Origin of the sequence: Bacillus sp. Bvel1, from assembly GCF_014872755.1 — a bacterium.
Classification (GTDB): domain Bacteria; phylum Bacillota; class Bacilli; order Bacillales; family Bacillaceae; genus Bacillus; species Bacillus velezensis.
In genome coordinates this window covers 245,014-266,233 of sequence record NZ_JAAOBZ010000006.1, presented here as the reverse complement: position 1 = coordinate 266,233, position 21,220 = coordinate 245,014, and the positions used below count along the sequence as shown (strand labels likewise).

The 21,220-nt window shown below is 46.6% G+C and carries 24 protein-coding genes, 1 pseudogene and 1 riboswitch; of the genes and pseudogenes, 7 read left to right on the top strand and 18 right to left on the bottom strand.

From position 1 onward, the window contains the following. Nucleotides 1–6 precede the first annotated feature (6 nt). The 7 genes from thiF to HAP68_RS05410 all read right to left on the bottom strand — a co-directional run bounded on the left by thiF (nucleotide 7) and on the right by HAP68_RS05410 (nucleotide 6,470). On the bottom strand, nucleotides 7–1,017 hold the full coding sequence (gene thiF / locus HAP68_RS05440; RefSeq protein ID WP_024085131.1) for a thiazole biosynthesis adenylyltransferase ThiF: 1,011 nt from the start codon (nucleotides 1,015–1,017) through the stop codon (nucleotides 7–9). After that, nucleotides 1,014–1,784 carry a thiazole synthase gene (gene thiG, locus HAP68_RS05435; RefSeq protein WP_088005363.1) on the bottom strand — a complete coding sequence of 257 codons (771 nt, stop codon included), beginning with the start codon at nucleotides 1,782–1,784 and terminating at the stop codon, nucleotides 1,014–1,016. The genes thiF and thiG overlap by 4 nt, the downstream gene beginning before the upstream one ends. After that, nucleotides 1,781–1,984, bottom strand: coding sequence for a sulfur carrier protein ThiS (thiS, locus tag HAP68_RS05430; RefSeq protein ID WP_003155008.1), 204 nt, complete (start codon nucleotides 1,982–1,984; stop codon nucleotides 1,781–1,783). The genes thiG and thiS overlap by 4 nt, the downstream gene beginning before the upstream one ends. Beyond that, a complete protein-coding gene (gene thiO, locus HAP68_RS05425; RefSeq protein WP_024085130.1) occupies nucleotides 1,981–3,090 on the bottom strand; it encodes a glycine oxidase ThiO in 1,110 nt (369 codons plus the stop codon). The genes thiS and thiO overlap by 4 nt, the downstream gene beginning before the upstream one ends. After that, entirely contained in the window at nucleotides 3,074–3,691 is a 618-nt protein-coding gene (tenI, locus tag HAP68_RS05420) for a thiazole tautomerase TenI (RefSeq protein ID WP_024085129.1), read from the bottom strand. The genes thiO and tenI overlap by 17 nt, the downstream gene beginning before the upstream one ends. Then, entirely contained in the window at nucleotides 3,669–4,376 is a 708-nt protein-coding gene (gene tenA, locus HAP68_RS05415) for a thiaminase II (RefSeq protein ID WP_003155011.1), read from the bottom strand. Before tenA ends, tenI begins: the two co-directional genes overlap by 23 nt. A gap of 87 nt (nucleotides 4,377–4,463) precedes the next feature. Further along, nucleotides 4,464–4,572: riboswitch (TPP riboswitch) on the bottom strand. Nucleotides 4,573–4,625: 53 nt separating this feature from the next. Further along, nucleotides 4,626–6,470: a monovalent cation:proton antiporter family protein gene (locus tag HAP68_RS05410; RefSeq protein WP_003155014.1), complete on the bottom strand. Its 1,845-nt coding sequence runs from the start codon at nucleotides 6,468–6,470 to the stop codon at nucleotides 4,626–4,628. A 227-nt stretch (nucleotides 6,471–6,697) separates the two neighbouring features. Here HAP68_RS05410 and prpE point away from each other — a divergent pair, with 227 nt between their 5' ends. Beyond that, entirely contained in the window at nucleotides 6,698–7,447 is a 750-nt protein-coding gene (prpE, locus tag HAP68_RS05405; protein ID WP_003155015.1) for a bis(5'-nucleosyl)-tetraphosphatase PrpE, read from the top strand. Nucleotides 7,448–7,480: 33 nt separating this feature from the next. Here the strand turns inward: prpE and HAP68_RS05400 are convergent, their stop codons facing one another. The 4 genes from HAP68_RS05400 to HAP68_RS05385 are packed head-to-tail and all read right to left on the bottom strand — an operon-like array spanning nucleotide 7,481 to nucleotide 10,239. Further along, the gene (locus HAP68_RS05400; protein WP_024085128.1) at nucleotides 7,481–8,374 is read right to left on the bottom strand and encodes an RluA family pseudouridine synthase; all 894 of its coding nucleotides are present in this window, start codon (nucleotides 8,372–8,374) and stop codon (nucleotides 7,481–7,483) included. A gap of 14 nt (nucleotides 8,375–8,388) precedes the next feature. After that, nucleotides 8,389–9,189 (bottom strand): NAD kinase, encoded by an 801-nt coding sequence (locus HAP68_RS05395; protein ID WP_003155018.1) that lies wholly within the window; start codon nucleotides 9,187–9,189, stop codon nucleotides 8,389–8,391. Between the two features lie 21 nt (nucleotides 9,190–9,210). After that, the gene (yjbM, locus tag HAP68_RS05390; protein ID WP_003155019.1) at nucleotides 9,211–9,846 is read right to left on the bottom strand and encodes a GTP diphosphokinase; all 636 of its coding nucleotides are present in this window, start codon (nucleotides 9,844–9,846) and stop codon (nucleotides 9,211–9,213) included. Nucleotides 9,847–9,873: 27 nt separating this feature from the next. Then, a complete protein-coding gene (locus HAP68_RS05385; RefSeq protein WP_003155020.1) occupies nucleotides 9,874–10,239 on the bottom strand; it encodes a UPF0738 family protein in 366 nt (121 codons plus the stop codon). 124 nt (nucleotides 10,240–10,363) lie between these two features. Here HAP68_RS05385 and HAP68_RS05380 point away from each other — a divergent pair, with 124 nt between their 5' ends. The 5 genes from HAP68_RS05380 to HAP68_RS05360 all read left to right on the top strand — a co-directional run bounded on the left by HAP68_RS05380 (nucleotide 10,364) and on the right by HAP68_RS05360 (nucleotide 13,609). Beyond that, a complete protein-coding gene (locus HAP68_RS05380; protein ID WP_015388447.1) occupies nucleotides 10,364–10,939 on the top strand; it encodes a CYTH domain-containing protein in 576 nt (191 codons plus the stop codon). A 4-nt stretch (nucleotides 10,940–10,943) separates the two neighbouring features. After that, nucleotides 10,944–11,630, top strand: coding sequence for a lytic transglycosylase domain-containing protein (locus HAP68_RS05375; protein WP_024085127.1), 687 nt, complete (start codon nucleotides 10,944–10,946; stop codon nucleotides 11,628–11,630). A gap of 228 nt (nucleotides 11,631–11,858) precedes the next feature. Then, the gene (locus HAP68_RS05370) at nucleotides 11,859–12,257 is read left to right on the top strand and encodes a globin domain-containing protein (RefSeq protein ID WP_003155023.1); all 399 of its coding nucleotides are present in this window, start codon (nucleotides 11,859–11,861) and stop codon (nucleotides 12,255–12,257) included. Next, entirely contained in the window at nucleotides 12,254–13,156 is a 903-nt protein-coding gene (spxH, locus tag HAP68_RS05365; protein WP_024085126.1) for a protease adaptor protein SpxH, read from the top strand. Before HAP68_RS05370 ends, spxH begins: the two co-directional genes overlap by 4 nt. Before the next feature lie 285 nt (nucleotides 13,157–13,441). Continuing rightward, nucleotides 13,442–13,609, top strand: a complete 168-nt coding sequence (locus tag HAP68_RS05360) for a hypothetical protein (RefSeq protein ID WP_003155026.1) — start codon at nucleotides 13,442–13,444, stop codon at nucleotides 13,607–13,609. A gap of 37 nt (nucleotides 13,610–13,646) precedes the next feature. Here HAP68_RS05360 and pepF read toward each other — a convergent pair whose 3' ends face one another. The 3 genes from pepF to mecA form a co-directional block, all read right to left on the bottom strand. Next, nucleotides 13,647–15,476 (bottom strand): oligoendopeptidase F, encoded by a 1,830-nt coding sequence (gene pepF / locus HAP68_RS05355; protein WP_024085125.1) that lies wholly within the window; start codon nucleotides 15,474–15,476, stop codon nucleotides 13,647–13,649. 227 nt (nucleotides 15,477–15,703) lie between these two features. Beyond that, nucleotides 15,704–16,864 carry a competence protein CoiA family protein gene (locus HAP68_RS05350; RefSeq protein WP_024085124.1) on the bottom strand — a complete coding sequence of 387 codons (1,161 nt, stop codon included), beginning with the start codon at nucleotides 16,862–16,864 and terminating at the stop codon, nucleotides 15,704–15,706. Between the two features lie 150 nt (nucleotides 16,865–17,014). Further along, complete coding sequence (gene mecA, locus HAP68_RS05345; RefSeq protein WP_003155032.1) at nucleotides 17,015–17,671, bottom strand: adaptor protein MecA; 657 nt, start codon at nucleotides 17,669–17,671, stop codon at nucleotides 17,015–17,017. A gap of 275 nt (nucleotides 17,672–17,946) precedes the next feature. Between mecA and HAP68_RS05335 the strand changes: the two genes are divergently transcribed. Further along, nucleotides 17,947–18,603 carry a TerC family protein gene (locus HAP68_RS05335; protein ID WP_003155033.1) on the top strand — a complete coding sequence of 219 codons (657 nt, stop codon included), beginning with the start codon at nucleotides 17,947–17,949 and terminating at the stop codon, nucleotides 18,601–18,603. A gap of 57 nt (nucleotides 18,604–18,660) precedes the next feature. On the opposite strand, the gene spx is transcribed toward HAP68_RS05335, so the two are convergent. From spx to HAP68_RS05315, 4 genes and pseudogenes are all read right to left on the bottom strand, one after another. Further along, the gene (spx, locus tag HAP68_RS05330; protein ID WP_003155034.1) at nucleotides 18,661–19,056 is read right to left on the bottom strand and encodes a transcriptional regulator Spx; all 396 of its coding nucleotides are present in this window, start codon (nucleotides 19,054–19,056) and stop codon (nucleotides 18,661–18,663) included. A 178-nt stretch (nucleotides 19,057–19,234) separates the two neighbouring features. Then, on the bottom strand, nucleotides 19,235–19,768 hold the full coding sequence (locus HAP68_RS05325) for a GNAT family N-acetyltransferase (protein ID WP_184123308.1): 534 nt from the start codon (nucleotides 19,766–19,768) through the stop codon (nucleotides 19,235–19,237). 10 nt (nucleotides 19,769–19,778) lie between these two features. Beyond that, nucleotides 19,779–20,231: pseudogene (locus tag HAP68_RS05320) on the bottom strand (ABC transporter permease); the annotation flags it as partial. 3 nt (nucleotides 20,232–20,234) lie between these two features. Continuing rightward, nucleotides 20,235–21,170 (bottom strand): ABC transporter permease, encoded by a 936-nt coding sequence (locus HAP68_RS05315; RefSeq protein ID WP_003155043.1) that lies wholly within the window; start codon nucleotides 21,168–21,170, stop codon nucleotides 20,235–20,237. Nucleotides 21,171–21,220 lie beyond the last annotated feature (50 nt).

Sequence of the window (21,220 nt, the reverse complement as noted above, 5' to 3'; positions counted from 1 at the left end):
TTCACATTATCCGATCCATTTATGATAAAAAGATTTCGCTCTGCTGATATCACTTGTGCCGTGTATTAATGCTCTGCCGTCACGAAACAGTACCATCTTGAAATTGTCTGTGCAAAACGAAATTAAATACGGGTTGGCTGAAACATCAAGCCCTGCCCGTCTGAGCTGCCCCGCAAGATTTTGCAGATCAAACTGTTCGGAAATCCCCGTTCTGATCTGCACCGTGTTCCGCCCGCACAGAACCGCCGCTTTTGTCTGATTTTCATAGGATAAAAACGGAAAATCGTTTGTGCCGCAGCTTGGGCAATCAGCCGACTTAAGACGGGCGACGTTTATTTCTGACCGTTCATTTTTCCATAAATCAAAGGAACGGAGAACATGCTCGATAGATCCGCCCGTTAACAGCTTCAGCGCATCTGCTGCCTGAAAAACGGCCGTCTGCAATACAGCCGGGCTGATGATTCCCGCCGTATCGCATGTCATACCGCCTAAAGGCAATGTCTCAAGCAGACAGTGAAGGCACGGCGTGACACCGGGAATGACGGTAAAAGAGAGCCCGTAGCTGGCGACACAGGCGCCGTACAGAAAGGGAATCCCTTTCTGCACAGCCGCATCATTCACAATCAGCCTCGTTTCAAAGTTGTCGGCGGCATCCACGATGAGGGAGGCATCACGAATCAATCCGGGTGCGTTTTCCGCAGTGACATCCATGACAAATCCCTCGACCTCTACATCGCTATTTATAGACCGAAGCCGTTTTTCAGCCGCCGCGGCTTTCGGCATTTCCTGTCTGACATCGTCTTCGGTATAAAGCTGCTGGCGCTGGAGATTACTCCACTCCACATAATCTCTGTCAGCGATCGTTACCTTCCCGACACCTGCTCTGACAAGCATCTCCGCACTTGCCGTCCCAAGCGCACCTGCGCCGATAATCACGGCATGAGATGACCGGAGCTTCTCTTGGCCGGAGGGACCGATCGGCTGAAACAGCTCCTGTCTGGAATATCTGTCCGTCATACCGGAAGACCGTCTCGCGGACTGCTTGCAGTTCCGTAATCTTTCACCGGAATTCTCCCGGCTTCATAAGAAAGACGGCCAGCTTCTACGGCAAGCTTCATCGCCCTGGCCATTTTGACCGGATCATCTGCGCCTGACACAGCGGTATTTAACAGCACGCCGTCAGCCCCGAGCTCCATCGCGTAGGCGGCGTCTTTTGAAGATCCGACGCCGGCATCGACAATGACCGGCACCTTCGCCTGTTCAATGATAAAGGAAAGATTCAGCGGATTTAAAATTCCCTGACCGGAACCGATCGGCGAAGCGCCCGGCATAATGGCATGCACTCCGAGCTCCTCAAGACGTCTTGCGAGCACGACATCGTCCGACGTATACGGAAGCACGATAAATCCCTCTTCGAGCAGCTGTTCTGATGCTTTCAGCGTTTCAACCGGATCAGGCAAAAGTGACCGGCTGCATCCGATGACTTCTACTTTTATCATGTCACAAAGCCCTGAAGCTTTGGCAAGCCTTGCGATTCGGACCGCCTCTTCAGCCGTTGCGGCGCCGGCCGTATTCGGCAGAAGCGTGTATTTAGACAAATCAAGCTGTTCGAGAAAGTTAGGCTGAGACTCTTCAAAGATGTTCATCCGCCGCACCGCAAAGGTTAAAATATCTGATTCCGAGACGGCCACCGCCTCTTTCTGAATCTCAAAACTCGGATATTTTCCCGTTCCTAACAGCAATCTTGACCGAAACTGTTTTCCGCCTATTGTTAACATCCTCATCCGCCTCCTACAAAATGGACAATTTCTATGACATCGCGGTCACACAAACTTGTATTTTCATAATTCTTTTTTTCAATGATTTCTTTATTTCTCTCCACAACTACGATTCTTTGGTCAAGCTGGTACGATTCAAGCAAATCCTGAACCGTCCCCTCTTTTCGATTCCAATCAATTTGTTTTCCGTTCAGCTGAAGGATCATATATGAACAGCCTCCTTGCGATCGATTCGAAACGCTTCTTCCCATTCCTGTTTAATCTGTCTTTCCATGATCATATCCCGCACCATTTCAGCCGTTGCCGGCGCCAACAGGATGCCGTTCCGAAAATGGCCGGCGGCGAAGATGATGCCGCTGTCTTCAGGGTGTTGCCCGATAAACGGCTTTCCGTCTCTTGTTCCCGGCCTGAGCCCCGCCCAAAACCGGTCTATTTTCATATGTTCGATGGCGGGAAGCATGGTTTTCGCTTTTGCAATGACGGCCTCAATTCCTCCGATGTCAGGCGTATCGCTCCAGTCGCCCTGTTTCATCGTGGCGCCGATGACAAGCCGGCCGCTTTTTCTCGGGACGACATAACAATGATCATGGTAAAGGGTTTTGGTCAGCGGGGTATCGTCATTCCACACGGAAAGGCATTCTCCTTTCACAGGAAAAAAAGGCTGTCCCAAGCCGAGCCGGCTGAAAAACCGGCCGCTCCATACACCGCTTGCAACTGCGACTTTGTCAGCATAAACATCCCCGCCGGACGTTGTGATGCAATATTTTCCGTTCACCCGTTTTACGGAAGTGACTTGTGTATGCTCACATATGTCAGCGCCATAGCGCCGCGCTCCTTTTGCATACGCTTTGCAAACATAGTACGGTTCGACATGGACATCGTCTTTTATAAAACTTGCGCCGAGAATGTCTTTTGAAGCGTAAGGCTCTTTTTCAAGGGCATCTTCCGCTGAAAGCCAAGTGACGGAAGGCAGATCATCCATCTTCCGTAAACGGGCCATATCTTCTTCGGTATACGCCAGTTTAAGCATTCCGCCGTTATGGCGCCTGATGTCAATGCCGCTAGCTTCCTCAAGCTCTTGCCCCGCCGCTTCATACAGCCTTTGACTGTGCATGGCAAAATTAAAAAACGCATCCCGGTTTTCACATTCCGCATGAGCGCCCAGCATTCCCGCGGCAGCGCTTGTCGTTTTTCGGCCGACTTCTCCAGCTTCAAACAAGACAACGTTCTGCTGCGTCTTCGCCAGCTCATAAGAAATGGCGCACCCGATAATTCCGCCGCCGATCACCGCCGTATCATAGTGCTTCTTCATAATCGGCCTCCCTTACCGCGCGTGCATACCGTTTTGCCGCCTCCTCGGGATTTTCAGCTGAGAAAATGCCTGACATGACGGCAATTCCGTCCGGCTTCGCCTGCTTTGTGTGTCCGATCGTCTGCAGTGTCATTCCGCCGATTGCGATAACGGGGATGGAAATCGTGCGTTTGATCTCTGAAAGCAGGCTGATGCCTCTTGCTTCAAGTCCTTGTTTACATTCGGTTTCAAATATATGGCCGAACACCACATAATCCGCATCTTCCTTTTCAGCTTGGATGGCTTCTTCCAGCGAATGAACCGAACGTCCGATATGAAGATGGGGAAATCTGCTTCGCACCTGCTTTACGGAAAAGCTGCGGGACGGAAGCTGAACACGGTGTATGTTGGCAAAAAGCGCGATATCCGCCCTGTCATTGATGATCAATTTGTCCTTATCCGCACCGCCCTTTTTCAAAATGGACAAAAGCTGCATGATCTCTCCCGCTGTTTTATCCCGCTCACGGATATGGATAAAGCTTACTTCGCGCTGAATCGATAGAATATCCTCGGCCAGCTCGGCAACGGGTTTGCGATTATCAGTTACCGCGTGCAGCTCCAAAGGATTCCACCTCTTTTCCGTCCTTCTCGGACCAGCCTTCTTTTTGATAAGCCATTCCCCAAAATTGATATTCATAATAGCTTGAAATCACAAAATTCTCTTTCATTTTCGCGCGGATTTCCTCTGTGCTGTTTTCAGCAATCTCGTCAAAACGGCTGATCTGTTCTTCGACCTGCTGTCTGAACCAGTCTCCGCCGTATGTACCGATCCATTTTTCATAAATCGGATGCTCCGGTTTGCACTCTTTTAGGTGTTCGCCGACTTCATAATAAAGCCAATAACAAGGCAGAAGCGCAGCTAATATTTCTCCAAAATTGCCGCTCATCACCGACCTGTACATATGAGACGTATAAGAATAGGCGGTCGGTGCCGGTTTAAATGCCGCACGCTCTTCTTCCGTAATTCCTAAAAGCTCCGTAAACTCGCGGTGCAGCGCCATTTCCGCTTCATATGTCCCTTGAGCGTGGCCCGCCATCCTGCCCGTCGTAAACAAGTCTTCGGCATATGCGGCGCCGAACGCCTGAACTTTTGCAAAATGCGTCAAATAGTAGGAATCTTGCAGCACGTAATAGCTGAAACGGTCAATCGGCAGGCTTCCGTCACCGATTCCCGTTACAAACGGATGAACAAAACTTCCGTCCCACCATTCGGCAGCCGCCTGTCTGCATTCTTCAGAAAATGTCATCATGTCTTCCCCCCTGATAAAATAAAAAAACCACCTTCCCGCATCGGAAAAGTGGTTTGGAATTTAAATGGATAAAAGGAACCCCAAAAAAATACCGCTCCACTTCCCTACGCAGGTCTGAACCTGTTCAAGTTATGAGGGTCTAAAAGTCTCACTTTTATCTCAGCCCTTATGAAGGACACCCCTAGTGGTCATACGATTAATGATTTATTTGTTATGCCTTCTATATTATCACGAATTGCAATTTGGTCAAGCTTCAAGGATTTTTCTCAGTTCCGACACGTAGTTGCGCGAGCCTGTGACGATGAGACGGTCTCCTGTTTTCAGCCGTGTGTCTCCGTGCGGAACGATGCTGTCCACACCTCTGAAAATCCGGACGAAAATCACATCGCCCATCAGCGGAAATTCCCGCAGAATGATGCCGTTATACGCCGGGTTTTCCAGATTGATCTGATATAACGAAGACTCCTCATTCGTCAGGAGGCTCATCACGCCCGGCGCCTCAATTAACGCGCGCAGCAGCGTTTTTGTAGACAGAAGGATAGAAAAAATACTGATGCCCTCTTCTTTCAGTTTTGTTTCATGCTCAACCGAGCCGACGCTTGCGATGATACGCTCAGTCCCTTTCTCTTTCGCCAGTAAGGCGATTTCAGCGTTCACATCTTCATTTCCCGTCGCCACGACAAGAATATCCGTTTTGAAAATACCGTGCGACTCAAGCGTGCCGGGCTCGTAATCAGAAATCGTGTCAACCGAAAAAACGGATTCCGCAAGCGTTTCCCCGGCATTTTCCTGATACACATGGACGACCCGTACTTCATATTCCTCCTCAGGCAATTCCAGCGTAACCGGGAGCGTCATTTGGTTGGCGCCGATAAATGTAATGCGCTTTTTTTCCTGCGGCGCGCTTTGCCGTTTGAATAATTTCTTAAAGCCGATCGGCGTGATGATGCTGGCAATAACCGCAACTAAAGTCAGCGCGCCGGACATATTGGCGCTGATAATGTGGAGCCTTTCTCCGATGGTAGCCGCCGCGATAACAAGCGACAGCGTGGACGTCAGCAAAAAGCCCGAAGCAAACACGGTTCTTTTGTCGTACCATTTCTTTAAATAAAACACCGGGAACATTTTGCTGATAAACAGCGCAAGCAGAAGCAGCGGAATCATCGTTAATGTTTTCGGATCTTGGAAAAGCGTCCAAATATCCAATTTCACCCCGACCATGACGAAAAAGATCGGAATTAAAAACCCGTAGCCGAAGGAATCCAGCTGTTCCACCATTTCTTTATTCGGAGACAGAAGCGATACCAGAACGCCTGCCAAAAACGCGCCGAGAATATTTTCCGCCCCGAGAGATTCCGATAAAGCGACAAGCACGATAATCAGTGTGAAAATGGCTCTCGTGCCGATCTGCACAGTGCCTTTAGACATCGACTGCACAAATGAACGGTGTTTAAAGATCCTGCCGAAGAAATACAGCACGACCCCCGCGGCAAAGAGAATCAACAGAAGCCACATATTTCCGCTGTCTTCTCCGTAAAGAGAAGAGAAGAAAGCGAGCAGAATCATTGTAGCCAAGTCTGCGATAACGGCGACAAGCAGGATGATCTGGCCGATATTGGAGTTCATGATCCGTTCTTCCTTTAAAGTCGGGACCACCACACCGAGTGATATTGTTGAAATAATAAGCGTCATTAAAAATGCGTTTTGAATAAAACCGGCTAATACAAAGGCATAGGACAGCAGCAATGATAAAATAAAGATGCCGAAAAAGATAATCAGCGCGGCAGAAAACGTGTTGGGCGCTTCCTTGCCGTTCGGAAGGAATTGTTTTTTCTTCCCTTTCTCAAATGAAGAAAAATCAATTTCCAAGCCGCTTAAAAACATTAAAAAGATAAAGCCGAGAACAGACAGCGTCTCCAGCCACGTGTCTCCCTGAACGACAAGATTCAGGCCGCTTTTTCCGATAATAAGCCCCATGATGATCTCCGCGACGACGACGGGGATGCTGAGCTTAAACCGATGTAAAAGGAGCGGCGTCAAAAAAGCGACGATCAGAACGACGACTAAAGATGCGACTGATGTGTGTTCCATTTGTAAATACCTCCTTAAAACAAGGGTTATAAAAGCCCGCTTTAAGCGGACGAAACCTTACTTTTTTTAAAAACATAACGCATATTCTAACAAGGCTGAACGCGAAAAAAAAGTGATAAGGCTTTATTTCTTCAATTCTTTTTTTAATTTGTACCAAAACAGCGTAATTAGGTATAGGAATTAGCCCCATAATAAATAAAAAACCGTTAATAAGGAGGCTGAAACGAATGGCTTATGACATCATCAGCGATATACACGGATGTTATGACGAAATGATCGCCTTAATGCAAAAGCTCGGATATGAAGTGAAAGACGGAACGCCCGTCCATTCTGAAGGCAGAACGCTTGTCTTTGCGGGGGATTTAACGGACAGAGGCCCAAAATCCGTAGAAGTGATGCGTTTTGTGGCAAAAGCATATGAAAAAGGAACCGTCCGTTATGTCCCGGGAAATCATTGCAACAAACTGTATCGTTACTTAAAAGGAAACCCCGTAAAAGTGATGCACGGACTGGAAACGACGGCAGCCGAACTGAAAGAGCTGTCTCCTGCCGACAGAACGGAAGTCTCCGGACAATTTATCCGATTATATGAGTCAGCGCCGCTTTATGACATTTTACATAATGGCGATCTCGTTGTCGCCCACGCCGGCATAAAAGCTGACGATATCGGTAAATACTCGCGTAAGGTAAAAGAATTTGTTCTGTACGGCGATATTACGGGTGAAACGCATCCCGACGGCAGACCCGTCAGAAGAGACTGGGCTGCCGACTATGAAGGCAAGGCGTGGGTTGTGTACGGCCATACCCCGGTAAAACGCCCCCGGATCGTCAACCGTACGGTCAACATTGATACAGGCTGTGTCTTCGGCAATCAGCTGACAGGCTTTCGTTTTCCCGAGCATGAAACCGTCTCTGTGGAAAGCTCTATGCCGTATGATGCTTCACGATTTCGCGAGGATCACGGCAGGCAGGCATGAAATAAAGCCCGAAACCGGCAAACGGTTCGGGCTTTACATGTGTTCAATTAATGTTTTCATATCGTCAGGCACCGGAGCGTGAAAAACGAGCGTTTCTCCGGTCATGGGGTGTACGAATGAAAGCCGCTCACTGTGAAGAGCCTGCCGGGCAATTCCCTCATTTTTTCCGCCGTACAATGTATCACCGACTAACGGATGGCCGAGGTAGCTCATGTGCACCCGGATTTGATGCGTCCGCCCCGTTTCCAGCCGCAGGGCTGCAAGCGTAAACGCATGTCCCGCTTTTTCCGTTTGAAAATGCGTCACCGCTCGTTGTCCCTCCGGCGTTACCATCCGCTCAATAATACTGTCGTGTTTTCTTCCGATGGGCGCGTCCACCGTTCCTTCCTTCTGCAGCATGATCCCGTGTACGACAGCGAGATATCGCCTGCTGACAAGCCCCTTTTTCTGTGCTGCCGACAAAAGAGAATGGGAAAGCCGATGTTTGGCGATGAGCATCGCCCCCGATGTGTCCCTGTCAAGGCGGGTGACAAGATGAACCGTTGATTGCACGCCGCTTTTTCGGTAGTGGCTGATCACTCCGTTAGCGATGCTTTCCGACGGGTGTTCTCTTGATGGAATTGAGGAGACATACGGCTGTTTATTGACCACAAGCACATGGTCATCTTCATAAAGAATATCAAGCGGAACCGGCTCAGGCAAAAGCGTTTCACTCACATGCTCCTTCGGAAATTCAATCTTAAGCACGTCTCCCTCCGCTAACACGGTGCGGACGGTTACATGCTCTCCGTTCACAAGCAGGTCTCCCCCGCCGAATTTAATGTCAGCGAGAAGCCGTTTTGAAATGCCGAGCTGCGCCGTATATTCTTTTACCGTCATGCCGGCTTCCCGGGCAGTCATGTTCTTTTGGATAAAAAAGTTGTCCAATCCGTTTCCTCTTTCTATTCGCCTTTTCCGATAAAGGAATCCTGCACCCTTTTCCAAAACGGAAAAGGGCGGAATCTTGCAAATCTGACTTTTTCATTTGCCACACGGCATAGAATGGACTTGACATCCTTATGCAGCAAGGTTAAATGATCAATTGTGACTTGAAAGTCGACGTCGTTCCTCGGTTTGATGACACAGTTATGATGATCGGGAAGCAAAAGCGGCGAACCGACAGTCCTGAACACTCTGTTGTTGATAGATGCCATTTCGGCAAGCTGAATCGCCCTGATGGAAGGATGGATGATTGCGCCGCCTAACGCCTTATTATAAGCCGTGCTTCCGGAAGGCGTGGACAGACATAAACCGTCTCCCCTGAACGTTTCAAACAGCTGGCCTTTAATTTCCACGTCAGCGACGAGACTGCCTTCTATGCTTTTGATCGTACATTCGTTCAAAGCCAGATACCGCTCCTCACGCTCTTCATCATGATATGTGACAATCACCTCAAGAAGGGGATACTCCACGGTATGATACGGCGTTTTGGCAATGGCCAGAACGAGCTTTTCTATCTCCTGCGGAACCCAATCGGCATAAAAACCCAAATGCCCCGTGTGAACTCCGACAAAAGCCGTTTTATCAAGACGGTCGCTGTACCTGTGAAATGCGTAAAGAAGCGTTCCGTCACCGCCGACGGAAATAACGATTTCCGGCTCTTTTTCATCCAAGGTCATATCAAAATCGAGTAAATACGCCTGTATTTTGCTTTTCAGTGTATCTGAAACCTCGTCTCCTTTTGAAGAAACGGCAAATTTCATGCCATTCCCCTCCTTTCCTTCCTACTGGCGGTCTCCCGCTTTTTTCTTTCGCGAGAACGCGGCTTGGGCTTCCTGGATTTCTCCGCGGATTTCTGACATTTCTTCATCGAGCCGGGATGCGGCTTCTGAGGCCCGCTGCAGCCTCAGCTTTACTTTTTCGGGAATGTTCCCGCTGTATTTGTAATTCAGTGAATGCTCAATGGTTGCCCAAAAGTTCATGGCAAGCGTCCGAATCTGTATCTCCACAAGAACGTGCTTTTCACCGGACGTTGTTTGTAAAGGATATAAAACGACAAGGTGGTAAGACCGATATCCGCTTTCCTTATGCTCTGCTATGTAATCCCGCTTATCGACAACGGTAAAATCTTTTCTGGCAAACAGCATATTTTTGACGATCTGGATATCATCGACAAATTGGCACATAATACGCAGCCCCGCGATATCCTGCATCGTTTCAATCTGATGAAGCGGTATGCTTTTTCGTCTCGCTTTTTCAAGTATGCTCGCCACCGGCTTCACGCGGCCTGTCACAAACTCAATCGGTGAGTGGTCATCTTCATACTCATAAAGGGTTCTGACGCCTTTCAGCTTCACCTTTAATTCTTCAACAGCCTGGCGGTATGGCGCTAGAAATTGCTCCCATTGTTTGTCATCCATCGTACATCCCCCAATTCCGAACCTGTTCTAAAGAAATACGCTTTTCACTTTTTCTTCCATATCTCCGTAGTTTGCATTATCTTTAATATTTTCAAGAAGATAATCGAGTTCTTCATGCAGCCCTGAAAGTTCAACCGTTTTTCCGCCGGCCTCAAGGACCGCCGGTTTTCTTTGGTCTAAGGCTTCTTTCAGATCCGGCCAGATATGTTCTTTTATAATGACATATTCAAAAGAGTCAGCTGATTCAAGTATGTATACAAAAGCAAAGTGATCGGAATCAACAAGCATTTGACCTGAGGCTTTGCGTTCCGCTCCGCTTAAGTCTTCTCCGCACTTCAAGCGGAGCGCGTCTTCTGTTAATGATGCATTCTGGATTTCAATTCTCTTTTGCATAATGTTCTCCTTTTTTAACAAAGTACAGCATTTATTTTATCATATCAAGGTCGATATTGATAAACGTAACCTCTAAAGAGATAATGGGAATTATACAATTTTTCGTCCTGAAAGGAAGACTGTCATGACCCAAGAAATAGAAATTGAATTCAAAAACCTGCTGACAAAATCAGAATTTCTGAAGCTGAGTGAAGCACTCTGCATGAAAGAATATGATTTTAAACAGCAGGTCAATCATTATTTCGACACGAAAGATTTTTCCCTGAAACAAAAAAAATCAGCACTTCGCATCCGAGAAAAAGACGGCTCGTTCGTTCTGACTTTAAAAGAACCTGCCGCGGTCGGTCTGCTGGAAACGCACCAACAGCTTGCGGCGGCACCGGATCTTGACGTCTTCAAGATTCCGGATGGCCCCGTCAAACGGCAGCTGGACGGTCTAGGTATCCGTTCAGAACACATTTGCTGCTTCGGAACACTGTCGACCGCACGCGCGGAAAAAGAATCAGAAAAAGGCTTAATCATTTTAGATCACAGCCGATATTTAGAGAAAGAAGACTTTGAATTGGAATTCGAGGCTGCTGACTGGGATGAAGGAAAACGGGCGTTTGAACAATTGCTCAAGCAATTCGGCATCCCAGAGCGGATCACGAAAAATAAAATCCAGCGTTTTTATGAACAGAAACAAAAAAAGGTGGAATGACACAGTGAATATAACGAATTGGGCGGCCCTTCTCCAGCTGCAGTCAATGGCGCTGCAATCAATCTCTCATACAAGCACGGATTCAGGCGGACAATCTTCAGAAAGCCCGCTTGCCAATTTCAGCGCGCTGCTCAGCCAGTATACGGACACAGCCATCCGGCAGCAGCCAGAATCAGGGATTTTAAACGGTGTGCGGACCGCTCACGCTTCATATTCACCGAGAATTCCGGTTTCATCCGGTTCCACGGCAGCTTCACAGACCGTTTCCCCGAGCATAAAGTCTCCGAATGCGGCTTCTGACATCAGCACCGGAAACTTTTCAATAGACAGCGCCATTCAGAAAGCAGCCGAAAAATACGGAGTGGACGAAAAACTGATCCGCGCGGTTATTAAACAGGAATCAGGCTTTAATCCGAAAGCGGTCAGCGGTGCGGGGGCAATGGGGCTGATGCAGCTCATGCCTTCCACGGCAGAATCACTCGGGGTGTCAAACCCGCTTGATCCCGTCCAGAACGCTGAGGGCGGCACAAAGTACTTAAAGCAGATGCTCACGAAATACGACGGAAATGTATCTCTCGCGTTAGCCGCCTACAACGCAGGCCCCGGCAACGTAGATCGGTACGGAGGCATTCCGCCGTTTAAGGAAACACAGCAATATGTCAAAAACATAACCCGGCAGTATTACGCGTAAACCAGAGAGGCTTCCTTCGCCCTCTGGTTTTTTTGCGGAGTGAAATCTTACACATGAATGAAGGCGATGTGATATGATATGAAATACAAGCGCCTGACAGAAAGGCACTTTGTTTGTAGAAATAAAATGTTATTGCTAAAATATACAGTAACTGAAGATAGTAAAACTGAAAGATAAATTCGCAATGGGAATTATGATTCCTATTAGCCATATAAAGGAGTAGTCAACATGGGACAATCGTTTAACGCACCATATGAAGCGATTGGAGAGGAACTTCTATCGCAACTTGTTGATACTTTTTATGAGCGTGTCTCGTCTCATCCCTTGCTGAAGCCGATATTTCCAAGTGATTTGACTGAAACGGCCAGAAAACAAAAGCAATTTTTAACCCAGTATTTGGGCGGACCTCCTCTTTATACTGAAGAGCACGGACATCCCATGCTCAGGGCAAGGCATCTCCCCTTTCCGATTACGGATGAGAGGGCTGATGCGTGGCTAAGCTGTATGAGCAAAGCGATGGATCAGGTCGGGCTGGAGGGCGATATTCGTGAATTTCTGTACGGGCGTCTGGAACTGACGGCCAGGCATATGGTAAACCAGTCAGAAGCGGAGGATCGATCATATTGACGAATTATCAGCATGAGCAATACTTCGCCCATTGCCACGGACATCCAAAAAAACCGCTCGAAATTTACATGTTTGTCGACCCTTTATGTCCTGAATGCTGGTCGCTGGAGCCCGCCATAAAAAAATTAAAAATCAAATACGGACGTTTTTTCACCCTGCGGATCATTGTTTCCGCGAGCATTACATCGCTGAATAAGCAAAAGCGGAAAAAACACCTTCTTGCCGAAGCTTGGGAAAAAATTGCGAACCGTTCCGGGATGCCCTGTGACGGAAGCCTTTGGCTTGAGCAGGATCAGCCTCTTGCATCGCCCTACCTTGCCGCACTCGCTTTAAAAGCGGCCGAACTGCAGGGAAGAAAAGCGGGCATTCTGTTTCTCCGCAGCATGCAGGAAAGCCTGTTTGTCTCCAAGCAGAATATTACGGATGAAGACGTTCTTTTAGAAATTGCTGAAAAGACGAAATTGGATGTTGAAGAATTCAAGCGCGACCTCCATTCGCAAAGCGCGGTAAAAGCGCTTCAGTGCGATATGAAAATCGCGGCGGAAATGGACGTCACCGTCAATCCGACATTGACGTTCTTTAACAGCCTGCATGATGATGAAGGGCTGAAGGTTCCCGGCAACTATTCTTATGACGTATACGAAGAGATCTTATTCGAAATGCTCGGGGATGAACCGAAGCCTTCTGAAACGCCGCCTTTGGAATGTTTCATTGAATATTTCCGGTTTGTCGCATCGAAAGAAATCGCACTCGTTTATGATTTGAGTCTAGAAGAAGTTGAAAAAGAAATGAAAAAACTGGCATTCGCCAAAAAGGTCGCCAGAGTGGAAGCAAAGCACGGTCTGTTTTGGAAATCTCTGGCCGGCACCCAGGAGGATGTCACCTGTTGTGACCATTAAAAAAAGCTGATTCCTTACGGAGCCGGCTTTTTTTGTGCAAATAAAGAAACCGCGCCGGGATAAGCGCGGTTTCATATGTCTTAACGACAACAAAGGGGATGGGAGAAATTTTTCACGGTCAAACAAAGGGGTAATGTTTGTTTGTGATCAATTTCACATCCTTATCATATCAAATCTTGTCGAGTTTTGACAAGCCATAAGATTAATGTTCATATTTTTGTCACAAAGCATAACTGACTGCTTGTTTTCATAGAATATATCAATCATAAACAAGGAGGGAAATCAATGCTCCGCACCGTATTGATCATCGGAATGATTGTGTTTTTCTTCTTTTTAAACCTGCTGGCCATGATGCACATGCTGCCGATTTACATTACATCTCCACTGCTGTTTCTGTCCATATTGTTTGCCCTGTACCGGCTGAATCACCGAAAAACGTTTAAGGGGTTTTAGAAAAAGCCTGCGCATTTAATGCACAGGCTTTTTTGAATTACGAAGGGTTCACTTTCGAAAGAAGCTCTTCCATTTCATTCAGTTTCTCTTCAAACATTTTGCAGGCCGCCTCGATCGGTTCAGGCGATGTCATATCGACCCCCGCTTTTTTCAGTATGTCGATCGGATATTCCGAGCTTCCCGCTTTTAAGAATTCGGTATAGCGCTCCACCGCAGGCTTGCCTTCTTTTAAGATCTGGCTGCTCAGCGCTTGGGCCGCACTGTAGCCCGTCGCATATTGATACACATAATAATTGTAATAGAAATGCGGAATTCTTGACCATTCCAGACTGATTTCTTTATCAATCACCATGTTGTCACCGAAATACTTTTTATTCAGATCATAATAAAGTTCGTTCAGCAGTTCAGGCGTTAGCGGCTCGCCTTCCTGCGCTTTCGTATGAATCAGATGCTCAAATTCAGCGAACATCGTCTGTCTGAACACTGTGCCTCTGAATCCTTCAAGCATGTGGTTGAGCAGGTACAGACGCTGTTTTTCATCCTTTAAGCTGTTCAGCATATATTCACCGAGCAGCGCTTCATTAGTCGTTGAAGCGACTTCAGCGACAAAAATGCTGTAGTTACCGTACGGATACGGCTGATATTTTCTCGTATAGTAGCTGTGCACGGAATGGCCGAACTCGTGAACGAGCGTAAACAGATTATTGACATTATCATGCCAGTTCATTAAGATGTACGGATTCGTGCCGTATGTACCGGACGAATAAGCACCGCTGCGTTTTCCTTTGTTTTCGTATACATCGACCCAGCGGTTTTCAAGTCCTTCTTTTAAAATAGACGCGTATTCCTCGCCCAGCGGAGCAAGTCCTTTGAGCATATAATCTTTCGCTTCCTCATATGTGACCTTCATTCCCGAATCTTTTACAAGCGGTGTGTACAGGTCATAAATATGGACTTCATCAAGGCCGAGCACCTTTTTCCGCAGGTCAATGTAACGGTGTAATAACGGAAGATGTTTATTGATCGTTTTGATAAGGTTATCGTAAACTTCTTCAGGAATGCTGTTATTGGATAAAGCCGCTTCCCGTGCTGATTTATAGTTTTTCACACGGGCGTAAAAATTATCTTTTTTTACAGTGCCGCTGAGTGTAGTCGCCATCGTGTTTTTATACTGTCCGTATGTTTTATATACGGCTTCAAATGCGTTTTTGCGGACTTCACGATTGCTGCTTTCCAGGAAATTAATAAAGTTGCCGTGTGTGATTTGAGTTTCCTTGCCGTTTTCATCCTTAATCGACGGAAACGTAATATCGGCGTTATTTAAAACACTGAATGTATTGGAAGGTGACGACAGCGCTTCAGAGGCTTCCGCAAGCAGGGCCTCTTCTTGTTCGCTCAGCACGTGCGGACGCTGTTTTGTAATTTCTTCAATTGCATGGGAGTAAAGCTTAAGCTCCTCTTTTTCCAGAATAAACTGGTGCAGCTTGTCCTCCTGAATCGCCAGAATTTCCGGTTCAATGTAAGCAGTCGCGCTGGCAGCCTGAGAATACAGGCTTGCGGCTTTGTCGTTCAGCCCTTGGTAGAAAGAATTTCCCGTATCCTGGTCTGAGCGCATATGTGCGTATGCATAAAGTTTCCCAAGGCGGTTCGTCACTTCATCCTGTGCCGTAAGCGCCGCGTATAAATTATCAGCCGAATGAGCAAGCGTGCCTTTAAATGAAGATAAATTCGGAATTAATTCTTTAACTGCTTGAAATTCTTTATTCCAGGCCTCATCACTAGGAAAAATATCCTCTAGTCTCCATGTATGCTCTGCCTTTACTTCACTTCTGTCAGGCAGCTGTGCTGCTTTATTTTCCTCAGTCATGGTGATCCCCCTCGTTTTCTTTACTTCAAGCCAATTGAAAAAACGATTGTTTCTCCAAAAACTTGTGTTGTGATTATCTTCCGGCTTTTCACTGCCTTTTGTCAAATCATATGCGGCATATAAGACCGAGCATACCAATAATACAGTGAAAAAACGAAAACAAAATGCTTGTACGCCCCTCACATTCGCCACCACCTTGACGTTAGGGTGAACGAAATGAAGCATTCTCATTCCCCAAAAAAGAGCAGGTCCCGCCGGCGCAGCTCTTCTGCCGTTTGAGGGCGCTTCTGTTGAGATGAGGGCATATATACTTCATTCTCAATTTCCCTTAAAAAATCCTGCAAGCATAAGAAATCAGCATATTGTTTTACCGCCATTCCGATAAGGCTGTCTTGTGAACCATACCGCATCCGGATCTCCTTATGCCTGATTTTTTGCCGTAAATCATGAACCATGCCGGATAATCGGATCGGCGCGCCTTTTTTAGAAAGTTCCGCAAGCCGCAAGTATAAATGGCCCTGCCACACAAAAACGGGACTTGCAAACACAAAGCCTGCTGAAACGGGAATAAACACTTCAGAGGGGAGAAATGGAAATGCAACCTGATGTCTTTCGTAAAAAAGACGCCGGATAAGACCGGCATCTTCAGATAAAAACCGCCCGCCTTTGTTGCGGAAGCCGGCAACGGCACGCCCCCACGAGGAAAGTCTGACGCTGTGCCGCCCTTCCGGATGACAAATGTCTTTCAGGTTTGCTTTGTGAAGAGGAATTGCGGTTAAGCCGGCATAAGAATAGCCGGTGTAAAACGGAGTGATGGAATGCAGCCTGTAAAAGGAGCGGACGTCGGGGCAGTAAAACATTAAGGAGGAAAATGAATTGACTTCAAAGAACTGCCAGTGAAAAGCAGAAAGCCGGAAAAATTGCGCGGCCATCCGTTTTAACCGTTTTGCCCCAATGATCCAGACCGGCCGGTACCCGGCGTTTTTCAGGCCTGCCGTCCGGCTCTTTAAAGAGTCCGCCGAAAGGTTCGCACATTGAAATTCAAAAGCCAGCCTTTCTTCTCCGCTTTCTGCCGTCAAGTCAGGCCGCTGTCCAGCGGAAGTCAGATACGGTTCCAGGCTGACACTGCACCCTTGTGTCTTCAGCCAGAGAAAAAGCTGTCTTTTTCCTTCCAGATGGTATTCGCTTTCAGGTTCGGATTCCCCGGGACACAGCCTGCTTTTTTTATGAGCGAAGTGCGGCAGTTTTTCGCGTCCCAGTTTGATATCAAGCTCACTTTTGCAAACGGGGCAGAACCAGCGTTTCTTTCTCAGCTCCGCCGCTTTTTCCTTTGAATAGCTTCCGGCCAGCTGAATGAGCCGTCCGCCGGCAGTCACTGCACTGAACATGTTGCATCTTCTCCTTTCCTGAATCTTGTTGTATTCAGCAGGAAGAAGGCATAATCCTGTTTGCGGATGAGAGCCGTTATACGGTTTTCAGCCGTTCATACTGTCATTCAGAACAAAAAAAACCGATTTCTGCTGAGAGAAATCGGTTTGTTATGATGCAAAGTGCTTTTTTATTGTATATAACGCATGATCAGCGATCACTAATTTGCCGTATTCTTCAAGACGGTGAATGCTGACTGATGATTCGTGCGCGTACTCCAACAGGATGCTTAGCTGATTTTCAACCTCTTCATCAGTTTGCTCATAAAAATCTGCATATAAATAATATCGGTCTTCAAACGAATACAGGGTCGTTTTGATTCCGTTAAGATTCAATTTTGATAGCGAGATGAGATCCTCAAAATCATCGAACCGCAAAGTGAACTGAAGCTTTTGCTCCTTATCTTCCCGGCTCTCGGCCTGCTCTTCTTTCTGGAAATCATCAAGTAAAGCATCGAGATTTTCATCTGCCGGCTCTTGTTTTTTATCTTCCGGGATCGGCAGTTCGAGTTTTTGTCCGTCCTTGGAAAGCTGGGCTTTTGTTACGATTATTTCCAGTCCTTTGTCCAATGCCTGAACCTGAATCCAAAGAGGACCCTCGACAGCGAATTCCTCTTCATCATGCACTTCATCCATGACTTCCCAGAACAGTTCTTCACTGCGCTCGCGATTGTACCAGATTTCTTCTCTGTCAAAACCGCGATCTTCAATATCACCATAAGACATATAAAATTTTACAGTATGCTCATTAATTCTTTCTATTTCCATTTTGCCAACCTTCCCTTCTTTATAAGATGTTGAAGGGACATCTAAGCTCCCGATGAATAGTACTTTACTACACTTTACCCATTCCGTCCACATCTTAACCTTATAGAAGACAGCGCAAATTCTTTATATTTCTATTTTATGATAAAACAGTTATAAAAGAAATAAAAAAGCATTTTCACACCGAAAAACAGGCTTTCTCCCGGTTCCCATCATAAATAGCGCACTGCTTCATATATTAGCTGTACAAGCAATCGATCTATAAGCGAGGTGTTACCATGCCGCACGATTACCTGCTGTCCCTTCTGCTTATTATCGGGATTGACCTTATTCTCGGCGGTGACAATGCCGTCGTCATCGCGATGGCCAGCCGGAATCTGGCCCATAAACAAAGACAGCAAGCGATCATCTTCGGAACATTTATCGCAGTCGTCTTGAGAATCGTTCTGACGAGCGCTGCGGTCTATTTATTGAATGTTCCTTTTTTACAATGCGCAGGCGGGGTATTTTTATTGTATCTCGGCTATCAGCTTCTGATTGAGAAGAAAGATGCGCAGCATGTGAAAAGCAGTTCTTCTCTTTGGAAAGCCATCCGCACAATCGTTCTGGCTGATATCTTTATGTCGCTTGACAATGTCATCGCAGTAGCCGGCGCTTCTCACGGTGAGCTGACACTAGTAGTGATCGGTCTCTTCATCTCGGTGCCGATTATTATTTGGGGCAGCAAGCTCGTTCATGCCGCCATGGAAAAAATGCCTTTATTGATGTATGCCGGGAGCGGTCTTCTCGCATTTACCGGCGGTGAAATGATTGCCGGAGACAGCAAGCTGTCATTTTTCATGGCAGAACACGGCATGATACAGATGATGCTGCCGATTTTGACCGTTGTTTTTGTTATCCTCGCCAGTATGATTTACCAGCAGACTGAAAAATAACAAAAAGCCCAAACCGCGATGGTTTTGGGCTTTTTCCATGCTTATCGTAAGCTTATATCAGTTGGCAAGACGCTGTGCTTCTCTTAATTGGAAAGAACGCACTTTTCTTGGCAGGAATCGTCTGATTTCATCTTCGTTATAGCCGACTTGCAGACGTTTTTCATCAATGATGATCGGACGGCGGAGCAGTCCCGGATGCTCATTGATCAAAGTATATAAGTCTTGAAGCGGCATAGATTCAACATTTACGTTCAGTTTCTGGAATACTTTAGAACGGGTAGAGATAATTTCATCCGTACCGTCTTCAGTCATACGCAGAATCTGCTTGATCTCATCAATTGATAACGGCTCGGAGAAAATGTTTCTTTCTACAAACGGAATCTCGTGCTCTTCAAGCCAAGCTCTTGCTTTTCTGCATGACGTACAGCTAGGTGATGTGTATAATGTAACCATTAATCTTCACTCCTCTAATTAGTAGGATGAACATGTTTGTATTCTCAAATTGAAATGACTTTAAAAAAGGAATCTTTATAGGTATTATACTATAAAAAAGTAAGTGTGAACAGTCTCCTGAGAAAAAAATGTGTCAATCCGGCAAATTTACGGCTGGAGGATTTTTCCCCATTCTCAATTAGCTCAGCTGATCGAAAATGTTTTTTTGTTTTTTCTCATCAATGACTTTGAGAACTTCATCCGTTTTTTCGTATGATTCTCCGTACCATTTTTCATCTTTATAAGTGTGAATGTTTTCATATGTCTGTTTCATCGCTTCAAATATTTCTTCTTCTGATTCCGTCTTAGGTGACCAGTACAGAATCTCCATTTCGTTCACTTCATTCGTAGCCAATGACCGGCGCCGATACCCGATTGACTGCGCGTGCTTGAAATGCTCTCTTTGATAAAAACGCAAGCGTTTCTGTGTATCCGTGTCATCCTCGTCAACAGGCTCCACCTCAAGCAGAATCGGCTTGTTCTTCTTTTTCAGTCTGCCGATCAGCTTGCTTCCGAGGCCTTGTCCTCTGGATTTCTTTGACACAAACAGGTAATCAATAAAGATGAAAGAGTCAAATTCCGCATACATCAGCACGTGGTACTGCCCCTCTTCTTTATGATAAACATCGCTTTGCTCCTTTAACAGAGCTTCCATATGCGCTTTTGATTTCATTTCTTCAAAATGAAGGAACAGCCCACAGAATGTCGGCGATGCGCATCATCACTTCATCTGTGCGTCCGCCGCGGAATCCGGAAATGCTGCCCCAGATTACGCCGATCAATAAATCAAGCACGGCAGCTGCGACACCGATAAAGATGGAAATCCGCGCGCCCACCCATGTCCGGACGAATATATCCCTTCCAAGGTCATCCGTGCCGAACCAATGATCTTTCGACGGCGCTTTATCCGCATTTAATAGATTGGTAGTGGCATAATCATACCTTGAAAAGATAGGCGCAAAAATCGCCATCAGAATAATAAGAACGATCAGTACGAACCCGACCATCGCAAGCTTATTGCTGCGGAAGCGGAGCATGGCGTCTTTCCAGAGGGAAAGGCTTTTTTTATTTATTTTTTCGGCATCGCCGGCATTAGCTGAAGCTGGTTCAAACATATTTTTAGGAATGTTCTGCATGGTCTAGGCTCCTTTCTTTGCTTTGGAAAGCTTGATTCTCGGATCGATTAATCCGTACAGCACATCTACAATTAATACGCATAGAAGCAGGAGCACGCTGAAGAACACGGTAACTCCCATAATGACCGTATAATCACGGTTTGTAATGCTGTTTACAAAATGCGCGCCTAAACCGGGAATTCCGAAAATGGATTCAATGATGAAACTTCCCGTTAAAATGGATGCCGCCATCGGCCCCATATATGTCACGACCGGTAAAAGCGCGTTTCGCAGCGCATGGCGCACGGTGACTGACGGACGGGAAAGTCCTTTAGCTTTTGCAGTCCGTATGTAATCGCTGTTTAACACTTCAATCATGCTTGAACGGGAGAGTCTGGCAATGAACGCCATCGGCATGGAAGCGAGCGCAATGGAGGGCAGAAAGGTGTATGCCCAGGATTCCCACCCTGCGACCGGGAACAGTTCTAATTTAATTGAGAAAATATATTGCAAAATCGTCGCCAATATAAAGCTCGGAACTGAGATCCCAAAGATCGTTAAAATCGCAATGGTATAATCCTGCCATTTATTATGGTACAGGGCAGCAAGCACCCCGAAAAGCACACCGAACGCTAAAGCGAGGAGAATAGCTTCTGCACCGAGAGTGAATGAGACGGGGAAGCCTGAATTGATTAAATCATTAACACTTTGGCCTTTATATTTAAAAGAAGGCCCGAAGTCCCACATCGCCACAGATTTTAAGTAGCTGACATATTGAACGAAAAGAGGCTTGTCCAAACCATAGTGTTCGTTTAAGTTTGCCTCAATTTCAGGCGGCAGCTTTCTTTCGCCGGAAAATGGTCCGCCCGGCGCTGCCTGCATTAAGAAGAACGTGGCGGTCACAATCACAAACAATGTGATGATCATGTAAATGAATCGTTTACCGATATATTTCAGCAAGGTGAACACCTCCATGTTTTTTACAATTTTATACGTAATCAGTAAGAAAG

Excerpts from the sequence above, each read along its gene's own strand:
- HAP68_RS05385 (WP_003155020.1), bottom strand. The coding sequence starts at position 10,239 with ATGCAAAAGAGAATTGAAATCCAGAATGCATCATTAACAGAAGACGCG.
- thiS (WP_003155008.1), bottom strand. The coding sequence starts at position 1,984 with ATGATCCTTCAGCTGAACGGAAAACAAATTGATTGGAATCGAAAAGAG.
- thiF (WP_024085131.1), bottom strand. The coding sequence starts at position 1,017 with ATGACGGACAGATATTCCAGACAGGAGCTGTTTCAGCCGATCGGTCCC.
- spx (WP_003155034.1), bottom strand. The coding sequence starts at position 19,056 with ATGGTTACATTATACACATCACCTAGCTGTACGTCATGCAGAAAAGCA.
- thiO (WP_024085130.1), bottom strand. The coding sequence starts at position 3,090 with ATGAAGAAGCACTATGATACGGCGGTGATCGGCGGCGGAATTATCGGG.
- HAP68_RS05360 (WP_003155026.1), top strand. The coding sequence starts at position 13,442 with ATGCTCCGCACCGTATTGATCATCGGAATGATTGTGTTTTTCTTCTTT.
- HAP68_RS05395 (WP_003155018.1), bottom strand. The coding sequence starts at position 9,189 with ATGAAATTTGCCGTTTCTTCAAAAGGAGACGAGGTTTCAGATACACTG.
- HAP68_RS05335 (WP_003155033.1), top strand. The coding sequence starts at position 17,947 with ATGCCGCACGATTACCTGCTGTCCCTTCTGCTTATTATCGGGATTGAC.
- tenA (WP_003155011.1), bottom strand. The coding sequence starts at position 4,376 with ATGACATTTTCTGAAGAATGCAGACAGGCGGCTGCCGAATGGTGGGAC.
- HAP68_RS05325 (WP_184123308.1), bottom strand. The coding sequence starts at position 19,768 with ATGAAATCAAAAGCGCATATGGAAGCTCTGTTAAAGGAGCAAAGCGAT.
- HAP68_RS05410 (WP_003155014.1), bottom strand. The coding sequence starts at position 6,470 with ATGGAACACACATCAGTCGCATCTTTAGTCGTCGTTCTGATCGTCGCT.
- HAP68_RS05350 (WP_024085124.1), bottom strand. The coding sequence starts at position 16,864 with ATGTTCAGTGCAGTGACTGCCGGCGGACGGCTCATTCAGCTGGCCGGA.
- HAP68_RS05380 (WP_015388447.1), top strand. The coding sequence starts at position 10,364 with ATGACCCAAGAAATAGAAATTGAATTCAAAAACCTGCTGACAAAATCA.
- yjbM (WP_003155019.1), bottom strand. The coding sequence starts at position 9,846 with ATGGATGACAAACAATGGGAGCAATTTCTAGCGCCATACCGCCAGGCT.
- thiG (WP_088005363.1), bottom strand. The coding sequence starts at position 1,784 with ATGAGGATGTTAACAATAGGCGGAAAACAGTTTCGGTCAAGATTGCTG.
- pepF (WP_024085125.1), bottom strand. The coding sequence starts at position 15,476 with ATGACTGAGGAAAATAAAGCAGCACAGCTGCCTGACAGAAGTGAAGTA.
- prpE (WP_003155015.1), top strand. The coding sequence starts at position 6,698 with ATGGCTTATGACATCATCAGCGATATACACGGATGTTATGACGAAATG.
- HAP68_RS05370 (WP_003155023.1), top strand. The coding sequence starts at position 11,859 with ATGGGACAATCGTTTAACGCACCATATGAAGCGATTGGAGAGGAACTT.
- mecA (WP_003155032.1), bottom strand. The coding sequence starts at position 17,671 with ATGGAAATAGAAAGAATTAATGAGCATACTGTAAAATTTTATATGTCT.